Annotated in this window: 18 protein-coding genes; 11 read left to right on the forward strand and 7 right to left on the reverse strand. The window is 69.6% G+C overall.

Annotated features, from left to right (window positions below; translation table 11 throughout):
• Positions 1-211: 211 nt before the first annotated feature.
• Positions 212-1,210 (reverse strand): serine hydrolase domain-containing protein, encoded by a 999-nt coding sequence (locus E5N76_RS00005; protein WP_149535253.1) that lies wholly within the window; start codon positions 1,208-1,210, stop codon positions 212-214.
• A gap of 191 nt (positions 1,211-1,401) precedes the next feature.
• Between E5N76_RS00005 and E5N76_RS00010 the strand changes: the two genes are divergently transcribed.
• The 4 genes from E5N76_RS00010 to hldE all read left to right on the forward strand — a co-directional run bounded on the left by E5N76_RS00010 (position 1,402) and on the right by hldE (position 6,407).
• Complete coding sequence (locus E5N76_RS00010) at positions 1,402-1,809, forward strand: ankyrin repeat domain-containing protein (protein ID WP_149535254.1); 408 nt, start codon at positions 1,402-1,404, stop codon at positions 1,807-1,809.
• A 66-nt stretch (positions 1,810-1,875) separates the two neighbouring features.
• Positions 1,876-2,475 carry an NAD(P)H:quinone oxidoreductase gene (gene wrbA, locus E5N76_RS00015; RefSeq protein ID WP_149535255.1) on the forward strand — a complete coding sequence of 200 codons (600 nt, stop codon included), beginning with the start codon at positions 1,876-1,878 and terminating at the stop codon, positions 2,473-2,475.
• Between the two features lie 300 nt (positions 2,476-2,775).
• Positions 2,776-4,857: an elongation factor G gene (fusA, locus tag E5N76_RS00020; RefSeq protein WP_149535256.1), complete on the forward strand. Its 2,082-nt coding sequence runs from the start codon at positions 2,776-2,778 to the stop codon at positions 4,855-4,857.
• A gap of 113 nt (positions 4,858-4,970) precedes the next feature.
• The gene (gene hldE / locus E5N76_RS00025; RefSeq protein ID WP_149535257.1) at positions 4,971-6,407 is read left to right on the forward strand and encodes a bifunctional D-glycero-beta-D-manno-heptose-7-phosphate kinase/D-glycero-beta-D-manno-heptose 1-phosphate adenylyltransferase HldE; all 1,437 of its coding nucleotides are present in this window, start codon (positions 4,971-4,973) and stop codon (positions 6,405-6,407) included.
• Between the two features lie 137 nt (positions 6,408-6,544).
• Here hldE and E5N76_RS00030 read toward each other — a convergent pair whose 3' ends face one another.
• From E5N76_RS00030 to E5N76_RS00040, 3 genes are read right to left on the reverse strand one after another with little or no spacing between them, the layout of a single operon-like run.
• Complete coding sequence (locus tag E5N76_RS00030) at positions 6,545-7,720, reverse strand: M20 aminoacylase family protein (protein ID WP_149535258.1); 1,176 nt, start codon at positions 7,718-7,720, stop codon at positions 6,545-6,547.
• Entirely contained in the window at positions 7,708-8,055 is a 348-nt protein-coding gene (locus tag E5N76_RS00035; RefSeq protein WP_149535259.1) for a hypothetical protein, read from the reverse strand. The genes E5N76_RS00030 and E5N76_RS00035 overlap by 13 nt, the downstream gene beginning before the upstream one ends.
• Positions 8,052-9,758 carry a dihydroxy-acid dehydratase gene (locus tag E5N76_RS00040; protein WP_149535260.1) on the reverse strand — a complete coding sequence of 569 codons (1,707 nt, stop codon included), beginning with the start codon at positions 9,756-9,758 and terminating at the stop codon, positions 8,052-8,054. Before E5N76_RS00040 ends, E5N76_RS00035 begins: the two co-directional genes overlap by 4 nt.
• 228 nt (positions 9,759-9,986) lie before the next feature.
• Between E5N76_RS00040 and E5N76_RS00045 the strand changes: the two genes are divergently transcribed.
• From E5N76_RS00045 to gltX, 7 genes are all read left to right on the forward strand, one after another.
• Positions 9,987-10,889: an ATP-grasp fold amidoligase family protein gene (locus E5N76_RS00045; RefSeq protein WP_187829876.1), complete on the forward strand. Its 903-nt coding sequence runs from the start codon at positions 9,987-9,989 to the stop codon at positions 10,887-10,889.
• 93 nt (positions 10,890-10,982) lie between these two features.
• Positions 10,983-11,468, forward strand: coding sequence for a 50S ribosomal protein L13 (rplM, locus tag E5N76_RS00050; RefSeq protein WP_149535262.1), 486 nt, complete (start codon positions 10,983-10,985; stop codon positions 11,466-11,468).
• 4 nt (positions 11,469-11,472) lie between these two features.
• A complete protein-coding gene (gene rpsI / locus E5N76_RS00055; RefSeq protein WP_149535263.1) occupies positions 11,473-12,006 on the forward strand; it encodes a 30S ribosomal protein S9 in 534 nt (177 codons plus the stop codon).
• A gap of 320 nt (positions 12,007-12,326) precedes the next feature.
• Positions 12,327-13,274: an N-acetyl-gamma-glutamyl-phosphate reductase gene (gene argC, locus E5N76_RS00060; RefSeq protein WP_149535264.1), complete on the forward strand. Its 948-nt coding sequence runs from the start codon at positions 12,327-12,329 to the stop codon at positions 13,272-13,274.
• Between the two features lie 247 nt (positions 13,275-13,521).
• On the forward strand, positions 13,522-14,070 hold the full coding sequence (locus tag E5N76_RS00065; RefSeq protein ID WP_149535265.1) for a gamma carbonic anhydrase family protein: 549 nt from the start codon (positions 13,522-13,524) through the stop codon (positions 14,068-14,070).
• Between the two features lie 49 nt (positions 14,071-14,119).
• On the forward strand, positions 14,120-14,560 hold the full coding sequence (locus tag E5N76_RS00070) for a nuclear transport factor 2 family protein (protein ID WP_207791818.1): 441 nt from the start codon (positions 14,120-14,122) through the stop codon (positions 14,558-14,560).
• 207 nt (positions 14,561-14,767) lie between these two features.
• Positions 14,768-16,099 carry a glutamate--tRNA ligase gene (gene gltX / locus E5N76_RS00075; RefSeq protein ID WP_149535267.1) on the forward strand — a complete coding sequence of 444 codons (1,332 nt, stop codon included), beginning with the start codon at positions 14,768-14,770 and terminating at the stop codon, positions 16,097-16,099.
• A gap of 308 nt (positions 16,100-16,407) precedes the next feature.
• Here gltX and E5N76_RS00080 read toward each other — a convergent pair whose 3' ends face one another.
• The 3 genes from E5N76_RS00080 to E5N76_RS00090 all read right to left on the reverse strand — a co-directional run bounded on the left by E5N76_RS00080 (position 16,408) and on the right by E5N76_RS00090 (position 21,405).
• Complete coding sequence (locus E5N76_RS00080; protein ID WP_149535268.1) at positions 16,408-17,940, reverse strand: SpoVR family protein; 1,533 nt, start codon at positions 17,938-17,940, stop codon at positions 16,408-16,410.
• Between the two features lie 79 nt (positions 17,941-18,019).
• Positions 18,020-19,333: a YeaH/YhbH family protein gene (locus E5N76_RS00085; RefSeq protein WP_149535269.1), complete on the reverse strand. Its 1,314-nt coding sequence runs from the start codon at positions 19,331-19,333 to the stop codon at positions 18,020-18,022.
• Positions 19,334-19,467: 134 nt separating this feature from the next.
• Entirely contained in the window at positions 19,468-21,405 is a 1,938-nt protein-coding gene (locus tag E5N76_RS00090) for a PrkA family serine protein kinase (RefSeq protein ID WP_149535270.1), read from the reverse strand.
• Between the last annotated feature and the right edge of the window lie 61 nt (positions 21,406-21,466).

Below are 21,466 nucleotides of genomic sequence, written 5' to 3' on the forward strand. Positions count from 1 at the left end.
CAGCAGAGGGCGCTGCCCTCTGCACTCCCGCCGGGGGGTGGACCACCCCCCGGACCCCGGTGTGAGTCGGCAGGTTCAATCGTCGGGTCTGAAATTCAGACCGGGGTCCGGGGCCAGGTCCTGGCCCCGGCGGGGGTTCGGGGGCAGAGCCCCCGATCCACCCAGGCGGTTCCCGATCACGCCGCCCGTCCGCTTCGCATCCGTCTCCCGCTCAGGCGGTGAAGGCGGGCAGGAGGTGTTCGAGCAGGGCGTGGCGGGTGAGGACCTGGCCCGGCACCCGCGGGACCTCGGCCTCCGAGGTCATCACCACCGTCAGGCCGAGCCGCGGCAGCAGATAGACCATCTGCCCGCCATAGCCCCAGGCGAAGACCATGGGCTCCTCCGCCGCCTCACCCACCCACCAGCCGAGGCCGTAGAGCTGGCCGCTATAGGCGGAGCGGGTGGCGGGCTGCCAGGCCTCCTCCAGGAAGGCCGCGGGGATGACCTGCCGCCCGCGGTCACGGCCCTGCGCCAGACAGCATTCACCGAAACGCATCAGTGCCGCCGGCGACAGCGCCATGTTGTTGCCGCCGAAATGGAAGCCCTGCGGGTCGCGCGGCCAGTCCGGCACGGCGAAGCCGAGCGGCGTGCCGAGCCAGCTCTGCGCCAGCCGGTGCAGGCTCTGCCCGGTGGCCCGCGCCAGCACCGCGCCGAGGATATGGCTGGTCCCGGTGGAATAGACCATGCGGCCGCCCGGCGCCTCGACGAAGGGGCGGGTGAGGGCGAAGCCCAGCCAGTTCCGGCTGGCGATCCAGCGGCCATAGAGGGGGCCGGAGGTGCTCTCCAGCCCCGCCCGCATGCCGAGCAGGTGGCGGATGGTGATCTGCTGGACCAGCCTGTCGGCCGCCGCCGGCACCAGCCGGCCGAGGATGGGGGCGATCCGGTCATCCAGGGCGAAGACGCCGCGGGCGGCGGCGATGCCGGCCAGGGTGGCGATGATGGTCTTGGCGGCGGATTTGATGTTGGTCGGGGCGGTCAGGCTGGCCCCGTGCCAGGCGCGCTCCACCACCATCTGGCCACCCTGGGCGATGGCGAGGGTGCGGAGATGCGGCGTCGCCTCCGCCATGGCGAGGCCCTGGGCGAGCAAAGCGGGGTCCGGCGCCGCCGCCCGGCCCGGCGCCGCGGCGAGCAGCAGGGCGGAGGCGAGGGCGGCGCGACGGGGCAGGGGCATGGCGCTGCAGATGGGGCGAGGGCCCCATCGGCGCCAGGGCTGGCCGGTGGGAGCCCTTTCCCGGCCAGCGCGTGCCCCTCAGGGGCGACGAGACAGGATGGAGGGCGGCCCTGCCGCGACCCCGGCATCGGGCGCCAGCCCCCCGATCCCTGGCGCGCCAGCCGCGTTTCCCCCGGGAGAGGGAGGGCACGATGGGCAGCGAGGCACAGTTCCGGCAGGCCGTCATGGCGGGCGATGCGGCAAGGGTGCAGGCGATGCTGGCGGCGGAGCCCGGCCTCGCCGCCCCGGGCCGCGGCGACGGCGCGGACCCGGTGGTGCTGGCCGCCCGGCATGGCCGGGTGGCGGTGCTGCGCCTGCTGCTGCAGGCCGGCGGCGTCGCCCAGCCGGAGGGCGACCCGGCCGGCCCGCCCACCGCCCTGATGGCAGCCGCCGCGGCCGGCCAGGAGGAAGCGGTGGCGCTGCTGCTGGAGCATGGCGCCGACCCCGCCCTGCGCGACCGGCAGGGCCGCACCGCCGCCGATCTGGCGGCGGCCGCCGGCCATCACGCCCTGCATCGCCGCCTCGCCACCCAGGCCGAAAGCGAGCGCATGCTGCGGTAACGCGGCGCTGAAGGCATCGCCTGGCCGCGCCGCGCGTAGGATGGGCAATCGCGAAGGAGGCAGCCCATGGCCCGCGTGCTGGTGCTCTATTATTCCATGTACGGCCATGTCGAGACCATGGCCGGCGCCGTTGCCGAAGGCGTCCGCGCGGCGGGCGCCGAGGTGGTGGTCAAGCGCGTGGCGGAATTGGTGCCGCAGGAGGTGCTGGAAAAATCCGGCGCCAAGGTGAACCAGACGGCGCCGCTGGCCGACCCGCAGGAGCTGGACCGCTACGACGCCATCATCATCGGCGTGCCGACGCGCTATGGCCGCATGGCGGCGCAGATGGCGCAATTCTGGGACCAGACCGGCGGGCTCTGGGCCAAGGGGACGCTGGTCGGCAAGGTCGGCAGCGCCTTCAGCTCCACCGCCAGCCAGCATGGCGGGCAGGAGACGACGCTGATGGCGGTGCACACCATGCTGCTGCATCATGGCATGGTCATCGTCGGCCTGCCCTACAGCGCTGAGGGGCTGACGAAGCTGGACGAGGTGACGGGCGGCACGCCCTATGGCGCCACCACCATCGCCGGCGGCAAGGGGGAACGGCAGCCCAGCACGAATGAGCTGGAGTTGGCGCGGTTCCAGGGCAGGCATGTGGCGCAGATCGCCATGAAGCTGTTCGGGTAGGGCGCCGGCACCGGGGCGGGAAGCGGCATCTCCGCCAGGGGCGGTCGCAGGCCGCGGCTTTGCGCCCTGCGGATATCGGCGCTCAGCGCTGCCCATCCGGCGTGGCGCGCCCGGTACACCGGCCCATTTTCCCCGACTTCCCGCTTGCAAATCGCCGCCGGAGGGGGCATCTGCACCCCCGATACCACTCCGACGAGTCAGACCGTTCGGCGGGCGGCACCGGTGCTGGGGAAGGTCCTTTCGGGGCCGGACCCGGGAGGACCGGATGGCCGGGCCCGCCTTCGCCTATGGAGGCCCATCGTGGCGCGTACCCCGCTCGACCGCATCCGCAACATCGGCATCACGGCGCATATCGACGCCGGCAAGACGACGACGACCGAGCGGATCCTGTACTACACCGGCAAGTCCCACCGGATCGGTGAGGTGCATGACGGCAACACCACCACCGACTACATGGCGCAGGAGCGGGAGCGGGGCATCACCATTACCTCCGCCGCCGTCACCGCCGAGTGGAACGACCACCGGATCAACATCATCGACACGCCCGGCCACATCGATTTCAACATCGAGGTGAACCGGTCGCTGCGCGTGCTGGACGGCGCCGTCTTCATCATCGAGGGCGTGGCCGGCGTGCAGCCGCAGTCGGAGACCAATTGGCGCCTGGCGGACCGCTACAACGTCCCGCGCCTGATCTTCGTCAACAAGCTGGACCGGACCGGCGCCGATTTCTACCGCGCCGCGGCGACGCTGACGGAGAAGCTCGGCATCAACTGGGTCACCCTCCAGCTCCCGATCGGCGCCGAGGACACCTTCCAGGGCGTCGTCGACCTGGTCGAGATGCGCGCCATCATCTGGAAGGGCGACGAGCTCGGCGCGAAATTCGAGTACACCGACATCCCCGCCGACCTGGCCGACCAGGCCGCCGAGTACCGCGAGAAGCTGCTGGAGACGGCGGCCGGCGCGGATGACGAGGCGATGGAGAAATATCTCGAGGAGGGCGACCTCCCCCTCGACCTGCTGAAGCGCGCCATCAAGAAGGGCACGATCAGCGGCGAATTCCGCCCCGTCCTCTGCGGCACCGCCTTCAAGAACAAGGGCGTGCAGCCGCTGCTCGACGCCGTCATCGACTACCTGCCGAGCCCGGTGGATGTCGAGGGCATCAAGGTCGCGCCGGAAGAGGGCGAGGATGAGAATGCCGATCGCCGCGTGATCCCGGCGACCGAGGACGGGCCCTTCGCCGGCCTCGCCTTCAAGATCATCAACGACAAATACGGCAACCTCACCTTCGTCCGCGTCTATCGCGGGGTGCTGCGTTCCGGCGACCAGGTGCTGAACACCACCAAGGGCCACAAGGAACGCGTCGGCCGCATGTTCCAGATGCACGCCGACAAGCGCGAGGAGATCAAGGAGGTCTTCGCCGGCGACATCGCGGCCTTCGTCGGGCTGAAGGACACCGGCACGGGCGACACCCTGGCGGCCCAGGACGACCCGGTGGTGCTGGAGCGCATGGCCTTCCCGGTCCCGGTCATCGACATCTCCGTCGAGCCGAAGACCAAGGACGGCATCGAGAAGATGACGCTCGGCCTGCAGAAGCTGGCGGGCGAGGATCCCAGCCTGCGCCTGCGCACGGATCAGGAGACCGGCCAGACCATCCTTTCCGGCATGGGCGAGCTGCATCTCGAGATCATCATCGACCGGCTGAAGCGGGAATACGGCGTGGACGCCAATATCGGCGCGCCGCAGGTGGCCTATCGCGAGACCATCACGCGCAGCCACACCGAGACCTACACCCACAAGAAGCAGTCGGGCGGCTCCGGCCAGTTCGCCGAGGTGAAGATCACCTTCGAGCCGAAGAAGCGGAACGAGGGCATCGAATTCGTCAACGCCGTGGTCGGCGGCTCGGTGCCGAAGGAATACATCCCGGCGGTCGAGAAGGGCATCAAGGTCCAGGCCGATACCGGCGTGCTGGCCGGCTTCCCGACGGTTGACTTCAAGTACACCCTGACGGACGGCAAGTACCACGACGTCGACTCGAGCGCGCTGGCCTTCGAGATCGCCGCCAAGGCCTGCTTCCGCGAGGGCATGAAGAAGGCCGGCCCGGTGATCCTGGAGCCGATCATGGATGTGGAGGTGACCACCCCGCAGGACCATGTCGGCGACGTCGTCGGCGACCTGAACCGCCGCCGCGGCGTGATCCAGAGCCAGGACATGGCCGGCACCTCGGTCATCGTCCGGGCGCATGTGCCGCTGAAGGAGATGTTCGGCTACATCTCCAACCTGCGGGGCATGACCAAGGGCCGCGCCAGCTTCTCCATGCAGTTCCACCACTATGATCCGGTGCCGCGCAACATCGCGGACGAGATCATGGCGAAGAGCGCCTGAGGCAGGCGGTCCGGCCGCGGGGCGGGGACGCCCCGGGGCGGTAGTTGTGGCGGCGCGGCGGGGCAACCTGCCGCGCCGTTGCCTTTTCGGGGGGCGCGGGGCTATGCCGCGCCATGCTCGATTTCGGCGCCATCCGCATCCTCGTCCTCGGCGACGTCATGCTCGACCGCTTCCTCTACGGGGAGGTGGAGCGGATCTCGCCCGAAGCGCCGGTGCCCGTGCTGCGCCAGCGCCGGGCCCGCGCCATGCCGGGCGGGGCGGGCAATGTGGCGCGGAATATCTCCGCCCTCGGCGGCCGGGCGGTGCTGGTCGGGTTGGTCGGCCAGGATGTCGCCGCGATGGAATGCCGGGCGCTGCTGGCGGAGGATGCCGGCATCGAGGATGCGCTGGTCACCAGCGCCAGCCGCCCGACCATCTGCAAGATGCGCGTCATCGCCGGCACCCAGCAGGTGGTGCGCATCGATGACGAGGTGACGGGGCCGGCCGATGCCGCCGATGCCGCCGCCCTGGTGGCCGCGGTGGAGGCGGCGCTGCCGGGCTGCGCCGCGCTGATCCTCTCCGACTACGCCAAGGGGGTGCTGGCGCCCGGCGTCATCGCCGCCGCCATCCAGGCGGCCAGGGCGCGCGGCGTGCCGGTCTTCGCCGACCCGAAAAGCGAGGATTTCGGCCTCTACCGCGGCGCCGACTGCCTGACGCCCAATGCCCGAGAACTGGCCCGCGCCGCCCGCGCGCCCGCGGGCACGGAGGCCGAGGTGGAGGCGGCTGCCCGCCAGGCGATGGCGGATGCCGGCCTGCCCGCCCTGCTCTGCACCCGGGCGGAGAAGGGGATGATGCTGGTCCGCGCCGGCGGCCCCGCCACCAGCGTCCCGGCCGAGGCGCGGGAGGTGTTCGACGTCTCCGGCGCCGGGGATACGGTCATCGCCACCCTTGCCCTGGCCCATGCCGCGGGCAAGACGCTGGAGGAGGCGGTGGGCATCGCCAATGCCGCGGCCGGCATCGTCGTCGGCAAGCTCGGCACCGCGACGGTCAGCGCGGATGAGCTGGCACATGCGCTGCGCGCCGGCAGCGGCTCCGCCCCGGGGGAGGAGGCGCTGCTGGACTGGGCGGCGGCGCAGCGGCTGGTGGCGGAGTGGAAGGCGCATGGGCTGCGCGTCGGCTTCACCAATGGCTGCTTCGACATCCTCCACGCCGGGCATGTGGCGCTGCTGCGCGGGGCGCGGCGGCGCTGCGACCGGCTGGTGGTGGGGCTGAACACGGATGCCAGCGTGGCGCGGCTGAAAGGGCCGGAAAGGCCCGTGAACAGCCTGGCCGACCGGGCGGCGGTGATCTCGGCTTTGGCGTCCGTGGACGCGGTGGTGGGGTTCGGCGAGGATACGCCGCTGGAGCTGATCCGCCTGCTGCTGCCGGACGTGCTGGTGAAAGGGGCGGACTATACCGTCGAGCAGGTGGTCGGCGCCGACGTGGTGCAGGCGGCCGGGGGGGAGGTGGCGCTGATCGAGTTGGTGCCGGGGCGGTCCACGACAAATACCATCGCCAGGCTGAGGCGCTGAAGTAGGGGCTCCGCCCCAACGCCCCGGCAGGGGGCTCTGCCCCCATCGAACGCATGCGTTCGCTCCCCGCCGGGGAGGATACTCCTCCCCGGACCCCGCTCCGAGTCTTGGACCCGTGGGTTGGACGGCGGACCCGACTACGACCGGGGCAGCAATTGCTCCGCCAGCGTCGCCCAGTAGCTGGCGCCGACCGGCAACACCGCGTCGTTGAAATCGTATTTCGGGTGGTGGACCTGCGGGTCGGCAGGGCTGCGGCCGGCCCCGAGCATGAGGTAGCAGCCATCCTTGGCATTGAGCATGAAGGAGAAATCCTCGCCGCCCATGGTGGGCTTCGGCATCTCCTGCACCTTCCCTGCGCCGGCCACCGCCTCGGCCGCCTTCACCGCGAGCTGCGTGCTGGTCTCCTCATTCACCGTGGCGGGGTAGCCGCGGTCGAACACCGCCTTGGCGGTGGCGCCGAAGGCCGCCGGGATGCCGGTGGCGAGCGCCAGGAATTTCTCCTCCAGCAGATCGCCCACCTCCGGCTTGAACCAGCGGGCGGTGCCGCGCAGCGTGACGTTCTGCGGGATGACGTTCCAGGTGTCGCCGCCCTGGATATGGCCGATGGTGATGACGCCGCTCTCCACCGGCTCCACGTTCCGCGCCACCACGCTTTGCAGCGCGGAGACGAGCTGCGCCGCGATCACCACCGGGTCGTTGCCCTGATGCGGCATGGCGCCATGCGCGCCCTTGCCCTCGATCACCACCTCGATCTGCGCCGTCGCCGCCATCACCGGCCCGGTCTTCCACAGGAACAGCCCTTCCGGCGCGCCCGGCCAATTGTGCATGCCGAAGACGCGCTCCATGGGGAAGCGCTCGAACAGCTTCTCCTGCACCATGACGTTGCCGCCGCCGCCGGACTCCTCGGCCGGCTGGAAGATCAGGTAGACGGTGCCGTCGAAATTCCGGGTCTCCGCTAGGTATTTCGCGGCACCGAGCAGCATGGTGGTGTGCCCGTCATGGCCGCAGGCATGCATCTTCCCCGGCACGGTGGAGGCATGCGGCAGCCCCGTCTGCTCGGCGATGGGCAGCGCGTCCATATCCGCCCGCAGCCCGATGGCGCGGCTGCTGTTGCCCTGGCCGCGGATCACGCCCACCACGCCGGTTTTGGCGATGCCGGTGATGATCTCGTCAACGCCGAATTCCTTGAGCTTCTCGGCGACGATCCGGCTGGTCCGCACTTCCTCGAAGGCGATTTCCGGGTGGGCGTGGAAATCCTGCCGCCAGGCGGTCATCTCGGGGTGGAATTCGGCGATGCGGTTCAGGATTGGCATGGGGGCCTCGGACCTGCGGAAGCGTCAGTCATCCGCCGGCGCGGCGGAACGCGCAAGCTTCCCGGCCCGCAGGCCTCGTCGTCCAGCGCGATTTCCGCGGCGTCGTCGCCTTGGGCAATTGCCGTACCCAGCCTCTGCGACCAGTCGCGCGCCGCCGCCTCGGTGCGGAACGGCCCATAGGGCGGGCAACAGAGCGGATGGCAGTACGGGTCGACGTACCAGCCGGCCACGCGTATCGGCCCATCCGCAACCCCCTCGCCCTTGGGATAGAACTCGACCGGCTGAGCGGCGAACCAGGCGGCAAGGTCGCGCCTCCAGGCCGCATCCCCGGTCATCTGCCTTCCGGCCGCAGGAAGGCCATATCCACCCCTTCCGGCGCCTGCAGTACCTGTTCGTGCAGCAACTTGTCCCACCCCCGCTTCGGCTTGGCCGGCGGCGCCCAGGCGGCCCGCCGCCGGGCGAGCACGTCCTCCGCCACCAGCAGGTCCAGCCGCCGCTCCTTCACCGAAAGCCGCACCCTGTCCCCGGTTTCCACCAGCCCCAGCGGCCCGCCGGCCGCCGCTTCCGGCGAGATGTGCAGCACGATGGTGCCGAAGGCGGTGCCGGACATGCGGCAATCGCTCATCCGTACCATGTCCTTCACCCCGGCGCGGGCCAGCTTCTTCGGGATGGGCAGGTAGCCCGCTTCCGGCATGCCGGCCGGCGTCAGCGGCCCGGCATTCTTCAGGATGAGGATGTCGTCCTTCGCCACCTCCAGCGCGTCGTCGTCGATCCGCCGCGCCAGGTCTTCCAGCCCGTCGAACACCACGCAGCGCGCCTCCGTCTCGAACAGCGAGGCGGTGGCGGCGCTGCGCTTGAGAATGGCGCCATCCGGCGCCAGGGAGCCGAAGAGCGAGACCAGCCCGCCCACGGGACTCACCGGATTGTCCCGGGCATGGATGATGGTGCGGTCCACGAAGGGCGGCGCCGCGTCGAGCTGCTCCGCCAGCGTCCGGCCGTAGAGATCCTTGCAGTCCAGGTGCAGCAGGTCGCGCAGCTCCCGCAGCAGCGCCACCATGCCCCCGGCCGAGTGGAAGTCTTCCATGTAGCCCTCGCCGGTGGGCTTCAAATCCACCAGCACCGGCGTCTCTTCGCTCAGCGCGTCCAGCCGCTTCAGGTCGATCTTCACCCCCGCACGCCCGGCGATCGCCGTCAGGTGGATCAGCGCATTGGTGGAGCCGCCGAGGGAGAGCAGCACGCGCAGCGCATTCTCCACGCTCTGCTCGGTGATGAGCTCGGAAGGCTTCACCGGATGGGTGATGAGGCGCACCGCCAGCGCCCCCGCCTCCTCCGCCATGCGCAGCCGGTCCGCATGCACCGCCGGCGCGCTCGCTGCCATCAGCGGCATGAAGCCGAGGGTCGCCGCCAGGCACGCCATGGTGGAGGCGGTGCCCATCACGCCGCAGGTGCCGGCGGTGGTGGCCAGCTTGCCCTCGATCTCGCCGATCCGCTCGGCCGGGACGTCGCCCGCCCGGTAGCGCGCCCAGTAGCGCCGGCAATCGGTGCAGGCGGAGAGCCTTTCGCCCTCGAATTTCTGCGCCAGCATCGGGCCGGTGACGAGCATCACGCTCGGCACATCGGCGCTGGCCGCGGCCATGAGCTGCGCCGGCACCGTCTTGTCGCAGCCGCCGACCAGCACCGCGGCGTCCATGGGCTGGGCGGAGAGCATCGCCTCCGTGTCCAGCGCCATCAGGTTGCGGTAATGCATGGAAGTCGGCGTCAGCGAGGGCTCGCAGAGGCTGACGGTGGGGAAGGCCAGCGGCAGCCCGCCGGCCAGCATCACCCCGCGCTTCACCGCCTGCACCAGCTCCGGCACCGTCCGGTGGCAATTATTGTAGTCGGAGGCGGTGTCGGCGATGCCGACCACCGGCTTCTCCAGCGCCGCCCGGGAATAGCCCATGGAACTCGCGAAGCTGCGGCGGAGGTAGAGGGCGAAATCCGGGTCGCCGTAATTGGCGGCGCCGCGGGCCAGGCCGCGTTTCGGGGGCGTCTCGGTCACGTTCGTCTCTCCGCGTTATGGGCGCAGCCTGCCCTGGCTTCCGGCCTTTACCGCCCGGGGCCTGGCCCGGGAAGGTAAGGGATAAGCCGCGGGCTGGATACGAAGCTTGCGGCAGGGGGCATGCCCGGGCGGCGTGTCTTGCCCCTGGCCTCGGGCGGCGATCCGCGCCATACCGGGAGCAAAAGGACCTGCCGGGTGCCCCCGATCCGCCTTCCCCTGCCGCCCCGAATGGCGGCCTGGCGCGATGCCATCGCCCAGGTGCGCGCCATGTACCGGCACCGCCATGGCCGGCTGCCGGACCTGCTCCGCCCCCGCCGCTTCTCCGAGAAGATGCAGTGGCGCAAGCTGTTCCAGCGCGACCCCCGCTTCGCGGTCTTCTCCGACAAGCTGGCGGTGCGCGGCTACGTCGCCGCCCGGCTGGGGGAGGAGGTGCTGATCCCGCTCCTCTGGTCCGGCGCTGCGGCCGAGGCGATTCCCTTCGAGCGGCTGGACCCGCCCTATGTGCTGAAGCCGAGCCATGCCAGCGGCCGCCACGTGGTGGTGACGGGCGCACCGGACATCCCCGCCCTGCGCGCCGCTGCCCGGGACTGGCTGGCCTATTGCCACGGCACCCAGATGGCGGAGCCGGGCTATTTCGGCATCCCCCGCCGATTGATGGCGGAGCGCTTCCTGGCCGGGGAGGGGGGTGGGCCGCCGGTGGAGCACCGGCTCTTCACCTTCTCCGGCCGGGTGCGGATGATCCAGACTACCCTTTCCCTCGGCCCCGGCGCCGGCTGGGCGCGGGAGTATTACGACCGCGGCTGGCACAGGCTGCGGATGGAGCTGGAATACCCGCCGGCCTCCTTGCCCCTGCCCGCGCCGGAGCGTCGCGGCCGCATGGTGGAGATGGCCGAGGCCCTGGCCGCCGGCACCGACCATCTGCGGGTCGATCTCTACAATGTCCCGGCGGGGATCCGGGTGGGGGAGCTGACCCTCTATTCCTGGTCCGGCCTGGCGCCCTTCCGGCGGGATGCGGATGATCTCTGGCTGGGGCAGTTCTGGGAGATCGAGCGGCCGGTGCGCCAGGCGCTGCGGGCCGTCGCGCTGACGGGCTGGGCCGCGCCGGCATCACGGTATCCCGATACCGCATGAGGAAAAGCCGCGAAAAACCGTGACTTCCGCTTGACCTGCCCGCCCTCGCGCGCCATACACCGCGCCCTGTCCCCGATACGGACCTTTGGACCCATGTTGCAGACTGAGACCCGCTCGCTGAAGCCGGCGGAGGTCAAGAAAGGCTGGGTGGTGGTGGATGCGGAAGGGCTGGTGCTCGGCCGCCTCGCCGCCATCATCGCCAACCGCCTGCGCGGCAAGCACAAGCCGCAATTCACCCCGCATGTCGATTGCGGCGACCATGTCATCGTGGTCAACGCCGACAAGGTGAAGGTGACCGGCCAGAAGGCGGAGCAATCCGTGTTCTACTGGCACACCGGCTACCCCGGCGGCATCAAGGAACGCACGGTGCGCGAACGCCTGGAAGGCAAGCACCCGGAGCGCGTGATCGAGAAGGCGGTGGAGCGGATGATCACCCGCGGCCCGCTCGGCCGGAAGCAGATGAAGAACCTGCATGTCTATGCCGGGCCGGAGCATCCGCATGCCGGCCAGCAGCCGGTGGCGCTGGATGTGGCGGGGATGAACCGCAAGAATGTCGCTGGCGTGAAGAAGGTGGCCTGAGGCGATGAGCGAGCAGACGAGCGCCCCGCAGCCGGGCACCGAACCGGCCGGCACCCCGCTGACCGGCACGCTGGCCGATCTGCGGACCCTGGTGCAGGGCACCCCGGCCGCCGGCGAGGCCCCCATGGTGCGGGAGCCGAAGCGCGACGCCTTCGGCCGCAGCTACGCCACCGGCCGCCGGAAGGATGCGGTGGCGCGGGTGTGGGTGAAGCCGGGCAAGGGCACCATCACCATCAACGACAAGCCGATCGGCCGGTATTTCGCCCGGCCGGTGCTGCGGATGCTGATCACCCAGCCCTTCCTGGTGGCCGACCGCTACCAGCAATTCGACGTCATCGCGACCGTCACCGGCGGCGGCCTCTCCGGCCAGGCTGGCGCGGTGCGGCACGGCATCTCCCGCGCGCTGACGCATTACGAGCCGGGGCTGCGCCCGATCCTCAAGAAGGCCGGCTTCCTCACCCGCGACCCGCGCGTGGTGGAGCGGAAGAAGTACGGCAAGGCGAAGGCCCGACGTTCCTTCCAGTTCAGCAAGCGCTGACCGGGGCGGGCGCCGGTCGGCGCCGGTCCGACTCAGGATCGTCATACGGAGGGGCGGGCCCGCAGGGTCCGCCCCTCTTGCTTTTTGCGCCGCGTTGGGCGGCAAATGCACCTTGGTGTCCCGCTTCCGAAGTCCTGCGGACTTCGTTTCCGGGCCACTGGCTTTTGTTTTCAGTGGCCTGCTTGTCCGCGACGTTCGCCGGAAATCCAGCGAACTTCGCGGGCAGGACACAAGCTTTTGTTTTCAGTGGCCTGCTTGTCCGCTGCGTTCGCTGGAATCCAGCGAACTTCGCGGGCAGGACACTAGAGGAGGGGCAGACCATGACCAAGGTCCCGACGGTGTTCATCGATGGCGAGGCCGGCACTACCGGCCTGCAGATCCGCGAGCGGCTGGCCATCCTGCCGCAGGTCGAGGTCCGTTCCATCGACCCCGCCCGCCGCAAGGACCCGGAAGCGCGCCGCGCGCTGATGGCCGAGGTCGATCTGGTCGTGCTCTGCCTGCCGGACGAGGCGGCGAAGGAGAGCGTGGCGCTGGCGGCTTCGCTGGGCGGGAAGGCGCCGCGGCTGCTGGATGCCAGCAGCGCCCACCGGGTGGACCCGGGCTGGGCCTATGGCCTGCCGGAGCTGACGCCCGACCAGCCGGCGAAGATCGCCGCCGCGCCGCGCGTCTCCAACCCCGGCTGCTACCCGACCGGCGCCATCCTGCTGCTGCGGCCGCTGGTCGAGGCCGGGATCATGCCCGCCGACCATCCGGTGACGGTCAACGCCGTCTCCGGCTATTCCGGCGGCGGCAACGCCATGATCGCCGCCTATGAAAGCCGCACCGCGCCGGATTTCGAGCTGTATGGCCTCGGGCTGGAGCACAAGCACATCGCCGAGCTGCAGCTCTATGGCGGGCTGACGCGGCGGCCGATCTTCGTGCCCTCGGTGGGCGATTTCCGCCAGGGGATGATCGACTGCATCCCGCTGCATCTCGATACGCTGAACGGCAACCCAGCCCCCGCCGACCTGGAAGCCGTGCTGGCTTCGCGTTATGCCGGCAGCGAATATGTCTCCGTGGTGCCGGCGACGGCGAAGCTGGAGCCGCAGGCGCTGAACAACACCAACCGGCTGGAGCTGCGGGTGCATGGCAATGCGGCGCGCGGCCAGGCCATCCTGACGGCGCGCTACGACAATCTCGGCAAGGGGGCGTCGGGCGCGGCGGTGCAGAATATCGGCCTCATGCTCGGCATTGCGGTGGAGACCACGCTGCCGGCGGCGGCGGAGTAGGGCCGGGCCGCGGGCGGTGGCTGGCGAGCTGCCGCCCCGAGCGGCCCCCGGGCGGCCCCCCCGGGCGGCCAACGGGAGGCCACGCCGCCGGGGGCGGCGAAGGAGGAAGTACGCGGCCGCAGGCGGACGGGGAGCAACCGCCGCCCCAGGCGGCGCATGAGGAGAGACGCCGCCGCCAGCGGCGTGGCGGCCAGACCGCCGGCGGAGACCAGGCCGCCGGCGGCCACGAACGGGAAGAGGAACCTCCATGGACCATAACGCGCCGGTCGTCACCGGCCCGCTCTACCCCTTCGAGGGCAAGCGCCCCGCGGTGGACCCGAGCGCCTTCGTGGCGCCGACCGCCGCCGTCATCGGCGACGTCACGATCGGGGAGAAGTCCAACATCTGGTACCACTGCGTGCTGCGCGGGGACACCAACTTCATCCGCATCGGCCGCGGGGTGAACATCCAGGACGGCACCATCATCCATGTGAATGCCGGCACCCAGGCGACCGTCATCGGCGACGACGTCACGGTGGGCCACGCCGCCATCATCCATGCCTGCACGCTGATGAACCGCGCCTTCGTCGGCATGGGCGCCACGGTGCTGGATGAGGCGGTGATCGAGGAGGGCGGGGTGCTCGCCGCCGGCTCCGTGCTGCCGCCGCGCAAGCGCATCGGCCGCTACGAGCTGTGGATGGGCAATCCGGCGACCCTGGTGCGCGTGCTGAGCGAGGAGCAGCGCGCTAATTTCGACAAAACGGCGCCGCATTATGTGGAGCTGGCAGGTCGCCACCGGGCGTCGCTCGGGCGCTGAGTCGCGTTACACTTCCCGCGGCCGGCCAACGGCCAGGGAGGAAATGCAGATGATCGAACGCAGGCAAGCCGCGGCCCTGGCCGTCGCTGGCGCATGGCTGGCGGCGCGGCCCGCCGCGGCGCAGCAGGGTGACCAGCAGGCGGTGGCCCAGGCGGTGCACGCCCTGACCGCCGCCATGCTGCAGCCCGACCGGGCGAAGCTGGAAGCGCTGACCGCGGCAACGCTGAGCTACGGCCATTCCGCCGGCAAGATCGAAACGCGGGAGGAATTCATCGACGCGCTGGTGAACAAGACCAGCGTCTTCCGCAGCATCACCCTGCAGGATCAGAGCATCCAGGTGGCGGGCGGCAACGCCATCGTGCGGCACCTGCTGGTGGGGGAGACGCTGAGCGGCGGCCAGCCGGCGCCGGTGCGGATCGGGGTGATGCAGGTCTGGACCAAGGAAGGCAGCGACTGGAAGCTGCTGGCGAGGCAGGCTTATCGGATCTGAGAGGGTGTCGAGAGGGGCGCCGCCCCTCTCGAGCTCGCCCCGCCAAAGGCCGAAGGGCCTTTGGAAACCATGAGTTCAGACCCGACGGTTCAACTGCACGACTCAAGGGTTCCAAGGGCCCTTCGGCCCTTGGCAGGGGGAGTTTGAGGGGGACGGCGTCCCCCTCAACCCTGGACATAGCCGCCGCCAACAGGCATCGCACCGCGCATGAAACTCCGCTTCGCCCCATCCCCCACCGGGTTGCTGCATGTCGGCAATGCCCGCGCCGCCCTGGTGAATTGGCTGTTCGCCCGCCAGCGCGGCGGCGCCGTCCTGCTCCGCCTGGACGACACCGACACCGAGCGCAGCAAGCCCGAATACGCCGTGGCGCTGGAGGAGGATCTGCGCTGGATGGGGCTGGACTGGGATGAGAGCTTCCGCCAGTCCGACCGCCTGGACCGCTACGCCGCCGCCGCCGAGCGGCTGAAGGCCAGCGGCCATCTCTACCCCTGCTTCGAAAGCGAGGAGGAGCTGCGGGCCAAGCGCGAGCAGCTTCTGCGCCAGGGCAAGCCGCCCATTTACGACCGCGGCGCGCTGAAGATGACGCCGGAGCAGCTCTCCCGCGCGCTGGCCAATGGCAAGCTGCCCTATTGGCGCTTCAAGCTCTCCGGCATGCAGCGGGAATGGCAGGACGGGGTGCTGGGGCGGCGGGCGGTGAAGCTTGCCGCCCTGTCGGACCCGGTGCTGGTGCGGGCGGATGGCTCGCCGCTCTACACCTTCACCAGCGTGGTGGATGACCTGGAAGGCGGCGTCACCCACATCATCCGGGGCGAGGATCATGTGACGAATACCGGCGTGCAGCTCGATATCTGGGCGGCGCTGGGGGGGGAGGTGCGGGCGCTCTCCTTCGCGCATCTGCCGCTGCTGACCGATTCGGATGGCGGGCCGCTCTCCAAGCGGCTGGGCTCGCTTTCCCTGCGGCAATTGCGGCGGGACGGGGTGGAGCCGGCGGCGCTTTCCGGCTACCTGGCCGCGCTCGGCACGCCGCGGGACCCGGTGCCGGCCCTGCCGGCGGCGCTGGTGGCCGGCTTCGACATGACCGGCATCAGCAAATCGCCGGCGCGGTTCGACGTGCAGCAGCTTCTGGCGCTGAACCGCCGGCATCTGCATGGCGCGAGCTTCGAGAGCGTGCGCGACCGGCTGCCGGAGGGGGCGGACGAGGCGTTCTGGCTGGCGATCCGGGAGAATCTGGATCTGCTGGGCGAGGCGAAGACCTGGTTCGAGGTGGTGCGCGGCCGCATCGTGCCGCCGCCGCAGCCGGAGGAGGGTGAGTTCCTGCGCGCCGCGCTGGCGGCGCTGCCGCCGGAGCCCTGGGACGAGGAGACCTGGGGTGCCTGGACGGCCGCGCTGAAGGCCAGCACGGGCAGGAAGGGCAAGGCGCTGTTCCTGCCGCTGCGCCTGGCCCTGACCGGCGAGGAACACGGCCCGGACCTGAAGACGCTGCTGCCCCTGATCGGCCGCGCGGCGGCCGTGGAACGCCTGGCGGTGTCGGTGGGGTAGAGAGACGGCGTCAGCGGCTAGGGCGGTTTCACCTCGCCTGCGCTCGGCGAACCCGGTCCAGCCCTTTGTTTGATCGCATTTTCCGAGTCGTCCGGCGATTCCGCCGGACTTGAAAATGCTCTAAGTTGCGAACTCATGGTGGGGTCCGGAGAGGCACCCCACTCCAACCCTCCCCCGCTCCGCGGGGGAGGGAGTCGGCAGGTTGAACTTGCAGACTCACGCCGGGGTCCGGGGAGGCGCTCGCCTCCCCGGCGGAGGTGCAGGAGGCAGCGCCTCCTGCTGGGGGTCCGGGGGGGCGAAGCCCCCGATCACCGCGGCGGCGAGACCACGTGTTCCCGCAGCGCCGCCCCGCCCGGCGTTTCCACCTCCCGCAGCACCACGTCGTAGCTCCAGAGGCTCGCCAGGTGCCGCAGCACCTGCCGCGCCTCCTGGTCCTCCAGCAGCCGCCCGCCCTGGACGTAATGTTCCAGGATCAGCCGCCGGTCGCCGTTCAGATCCACATCCACCACCTGGATGTCGGCATCGGTCAGCGCCGGGTCGTATTGCCGCGCCAGGGCCCGGCGCAGCCGGCGGTAGCCCCGCTCGTCATGCATGGAGTCCACGCGCAGCGCCGGCTGCCCCGCATCATCCACCAGGTGGAACAGCTTCAGCTCCCGCATCAGCTTCGGGCTGAGGAATTGCAGGATGAAGCTCTCATCCCGGAATTCCGACCAGGCGTAGCGCAGCACCTCCATGGCGTCGCCGCTGCCGGCGAAATCCGGGAACCATTCCCGGTCCTCCTCGGTCGGCTGCTCGGCGATGCGGGCGATGTCCGTCATCATGGCGAAACCCAGCGCATAGGGGTTCATGCCGGAATAGCGCTGGTCGTCGAAGCCAGGCTGCATGATGACGCTGGTGTGGGAATGCAGCGCCTCCAGCAGGTGCCCGTCGGTGATGCGCCCCTGGGCGTGCAGCCGGTTCAGGATGCGGTGGTGCACATAGGTGGCGCAGCCCTCGTTCATCACCTTGGTCTGGCGCTGCGGCAGGAAGTACTGGGAGATGTTGCGGACGATGCGGATGATCTCGCGCTGCCAGGGGGCCAGGCGGGGCGCCGTCTTCTCCAGGAAATAGAGGATGTTCTCCTGCGGGAGCTGGAGCAGGGCGCGGCGCCGCTCCTCCTCCGTGCTGGTGGAGGGCGTCGTCGCCTTCTCCGGCAGGGTGGACCAGAGGACGTTGTACATCCGCTCGTCATGCTCCCGCCGCTCGCGTTCCCGCTTCTGCTCGGATTGCAGGTCCGGGGCGCGGCGGCGGTGGCGGTGCACGCCATGGCTCATCAGCGCATGGGCGGAATCCAGCACCCGCTCCACCGCCATCTCGCCATGCTGCTCCTCGCAGGCCTGGACGTAGCCCTTGGCGAATTCCAGGTAGTCCAGGATGCCCTTGGCATCCGTCCATTCCCGGAACAGCCGGTTGTTCTTGAAGAAGTGGTTGTGGCCGAAGGCGGCGTGGGCGATCACCAGCGCCTGCATCGTCGCCGTGTTCTCCTCCATGACGTAGGAGACGCAGGGGTCGGAATTGATGACGATCTCATAGGCCAGGCCGCGCAGCCCGCGGCGGTACATCGCCTCATGCTGGGCGAAATGCTTGCCGAAGGACCAGTGGCGGTAGGAGAGGGGGAGGCCGGTGCTGGCATAGGCGTCCAGCATCTGCTCGGCGCTGATGACCTCGATGCGGTTGGAATACCAGTCGAGGCCGAGCTCCTGCCCAGCGATCTCGGCGCAGGCATCATGGATGACGCGCAGCGTGTCGAAATCCCATTCGGCGCCCTGGTAGAGCAGCCGGTCGTCCAGAACCTCGCTCATTCTCTCGCCTCCGCGGGGCGCGCGCCGGCGGTGGGGTCCGCCGCGGCGCCCGGGCTTATCGGGGTGGGGGCCGCCGGGCTCACGCCTGGGCCGGGGTGCTGTCCAGCACGCCGCGCTTCGCGAAGAGCTCGCGGAACACCGGGAAGATGTCCCGCCGGTGCCGCACCTTCTTCATGGCCAGCGGCGCACCGGCCGCCACCAGCGCCTCATAGGTGCGCCAGAGATCGGTCGGGCCGCGGGGGAAGCCGGGGATGCCGTGCTCGCCCTCCCGCCCCACCTCGATATAGGCATAGTACTGGCAGGCGGGGAGGATGGCGTCGACCAGCAGCCGCGCCGTCTTCTGGCTGTCGCCGGCGGCGTTGTCGCCATCCGAGGCCTGGGCGGCGTAGATGTTCCACTCGCTCGGCGGGTAGCGGTCGGCGACCACCTTCTGCATCTCCTCGAGCGCCGTGGAGACCAGGGTGCCGCCGGTCTCCCGGCTGTAGAAGAAGGTCTCCTCATCCACCTCGGACGCCTCGTGCGTGTGGCGGATGAAGACGATCTCGACATGCTTGTAGCGCCGCTGCAGGAAGAGGAAGAGCAGCGTGTAGAAGCGCTTGGCGAGATCCTTCATGTCCTCCGTCATGGAGCCGGAGACGTCCATCAGGCAGAACATGACGGCGCGCGCCACCGGCTTCGGCACCGGGTCGAAGCGGCGGTAGCGGACATCGATGGGGTCGATCCAGGGGATGCGGCGGGTACGCTGGATCTGGCGCTCCAGCTCCGCCCGCAGCGCCAGGACGCGCTCCGCCTGCTCCGGGTCCCCCTCGAGGGCGGCGATCTCCTCCTCCAGCGCCTGCACCGTCTCATGCTTCGGGCGCTTCAGGGCGATGCGGCGGGACATGCTGTTGCGCATGGTCCGGCCGAGGGCGAGGTTGGCCGGCGAGCCGCTGACGGAGTAGCCGGCCCGCTGCCAGGCAGGGTCGGAGCCGTCCACCAGGCGGCGCTTGGCCATGTCCGGCAATTCGAGGTCGTCGAGGAAAAGGGAGAGGAACTCTTCCCGGCTCAGGGCGAAGCGGAAGGTGTCCTCCCCGCTACCATCCGGGGAGCCTTCCGGCCCGCCGCCGCCCCCGCCGCCGCTCGGCGGCCGGGGGATCTCGTCGCCCTCCCGGTACTCCTTGTTGCCCGGCAGCACATGATCGCGGATGCCGCCGGAGCCATGGTGGAAGCTGGGTTCCCGGATGCCATGGAGGGGGATGCTGACCTCGCCCCCCTCATCGGCGCTGCGGATGCCCCGCTTGGCCGAGGCGTCCCGCACCGCTTCCTGCACCAGGGATTTGGCGCGGCGCAGGAAGCGTTGGCGGTTGGGCAGGCTACGGCCGCTGGGATTGAGGCGGCGGTCCAGGATCTGCATGCAGCGGGAGCCTTGAAGACCGGGTTTCAGGATAGAACACCCTTGGTTCACCCACGTTCACCAAAAATGCTCTACCCTTTAGATTTTAGAGTGGATCGGCGCCTTGGGGAGATGTCGGACCCAGGCGATCCACCCTAGCCGGCCTGTTTCACGCGCATGTACCACTCGACCAGCCGGCGCACCTGCCTCTCCGTATACCCCCGCGAGGTCATCCGTTCCACGAATTCCCCATGCTTCTTTTCGGTCTCGCTGTCCTTTTTCGAGCCGAAGGAGATGACCGGCAACAGGTCCTCCACCTGGCTGAACATGCGGCGTTCGATCACATCCCGGATTTTCTCGTAGCTGGTCCAGGACGGATTCTTGCCGCCGCGATTCGCCCGGGCCCGCAGGGCGAATTTCACCACCTCGTTACGGAAATCCTTGGGGTTGGCGATGCCGGCGGGCTTCTCGATCTTGGTCAGCTCCTGGTTCAGCAGCTCCCGGTTCATCATCTGGCCGGTATCGGGGTCCTTGAAGTCCATGTCCTCGACCCATGCATCGGCATAGGCCACGTAGCGGTCGAACAGGTTCTGGCCGTAGTCGTTGTAGGATTCCAGATAGGCCTTCTGGATCTCATTGCCGATGAACTCGGCATAGCGGGGGGCCAGCTCGCCCTTGATGAATTCCAGGTAGCGCTTCTCGGTCTCGTCCGGGAGCTGCTCCCGCCGGATGGTCTGCTCCAGCACATACATCAGGTGGACGGGGTCGGCGGCGATCTCGGTCGTGTCGTAGTTGAAGGTCGCGGCCAGGATCTTGAAGGCGAAGCGGGTGGAGGCGCCGTCCATGCCCTCATCCGGGCCGGCGGCGTCGCGGTATTCCTGCACCGTCTTGGCGCGCGGATCGGTCTCCTTCAGGCTCTCGCCGTCATAGACCCGCATCTTGGCGTAGATGTTGGAGTTCTCGTGCTTGCGCAGCCGCGTCAGCACGGAGAAGCGGGCCAGCATCTCGAGCGTCGCCGGTGCGCAGGGGCTGCCGGCGAGTTCCGAGCCGCGCACCAGCTTTTCGTAGATGTGCTGCTCCTCCGTCACCCGCAGGCAATAGGGCACCTTGATGACATAGATACGGTCGATGAAGGCTTCGTTGTTCTTGTTGTTCTTGAAGGTCTGCCATTCCGACTCGTTGGAATGCGCCAGGATGATGCCCTGGTAGGGGATGGCGCCGATATTCTCGGTGCCGATGTAATTCCCCTCCTGCGTCGCGGTCAGCAGGGGGTGCAGCATCTTGATCGGCGCCTTGAACATCTCGACGAATTCGAGGATGCCCTGGTTGGCGCGGTTCAGCCCGCCGGAGAAGCTGTAGGCGTCCGGGTCGTTCTGGCCGAACATCTCCAGCTTGCGGATATCCACCTTCCCGACCAGGGAGGAGATGTCCTGGTTGTTCTCGTCGCCCGGTTCCGTCTTCGCCACCGCGATCTGGCGGAGGCGGGAGGGGCGCAGCTTCACCACCCGGAATTTGCTGATGTCGCCGCCGAATTCGTCGAGGCGCTTCAGCGCCCAGGGGCTCATCAGCCCGGTCAGGCGGCGGGGGGGGATGCCGTAGCGGTCCTCCAGCACCGGCCCCATCCGCTCCGGATCGAACAGGCCGAGCGGGCTTTCGAAGACCGGGCTGAGCTGCTCGCCGGCCTTCAGCACATAGATCGGCTCGGCCTCCATCAGCGCCTTCAACCGTTCGGCGAGGGAGGATTTGCCGCCGCCCACCGGGCCGAGCAGGTAGAGGATCTGCTTGCGTTCCTCGAGCCCCTGGGCGGCATGGCGGAAGAAGCCCACGATCCGCTCGATCGTGTCCTCCATGCCGAAGAATTCGGAAAAGGCCGGATAAACGCGGATGGTGCGGTTGAGGAAGATGCGCCCGAGCCGCGCATCCTTCGCGGTATCCACCACCTCCGGCTCACCGATCGCCCGCAGGATCCGTTCCGGGGCGCTGGCATAGCAACCCGGATCGGTCTTGCAGGCTTCGAGATATTCGGCGATCGACATATCGGTCTCACGCCGTTGCTCATAAGCCCGGGCATAATCGGCAAAGATGTCCTGCATGCTGCTCCTCGGCCGCCCCTGACGCGCTGCCACTTCAGCGCAACGCACAGGATGGGCGGCG

The organism is Siccirubricoccus phaeus (assembly GCF_008360935.1).
Lineage (GTDB): Bacteria > Pseudomonadota > Alphaproteobacteria > Acetobacterales > Acetobacteraceae > Siccirubricoccus > Siccirubricoccus phaeus.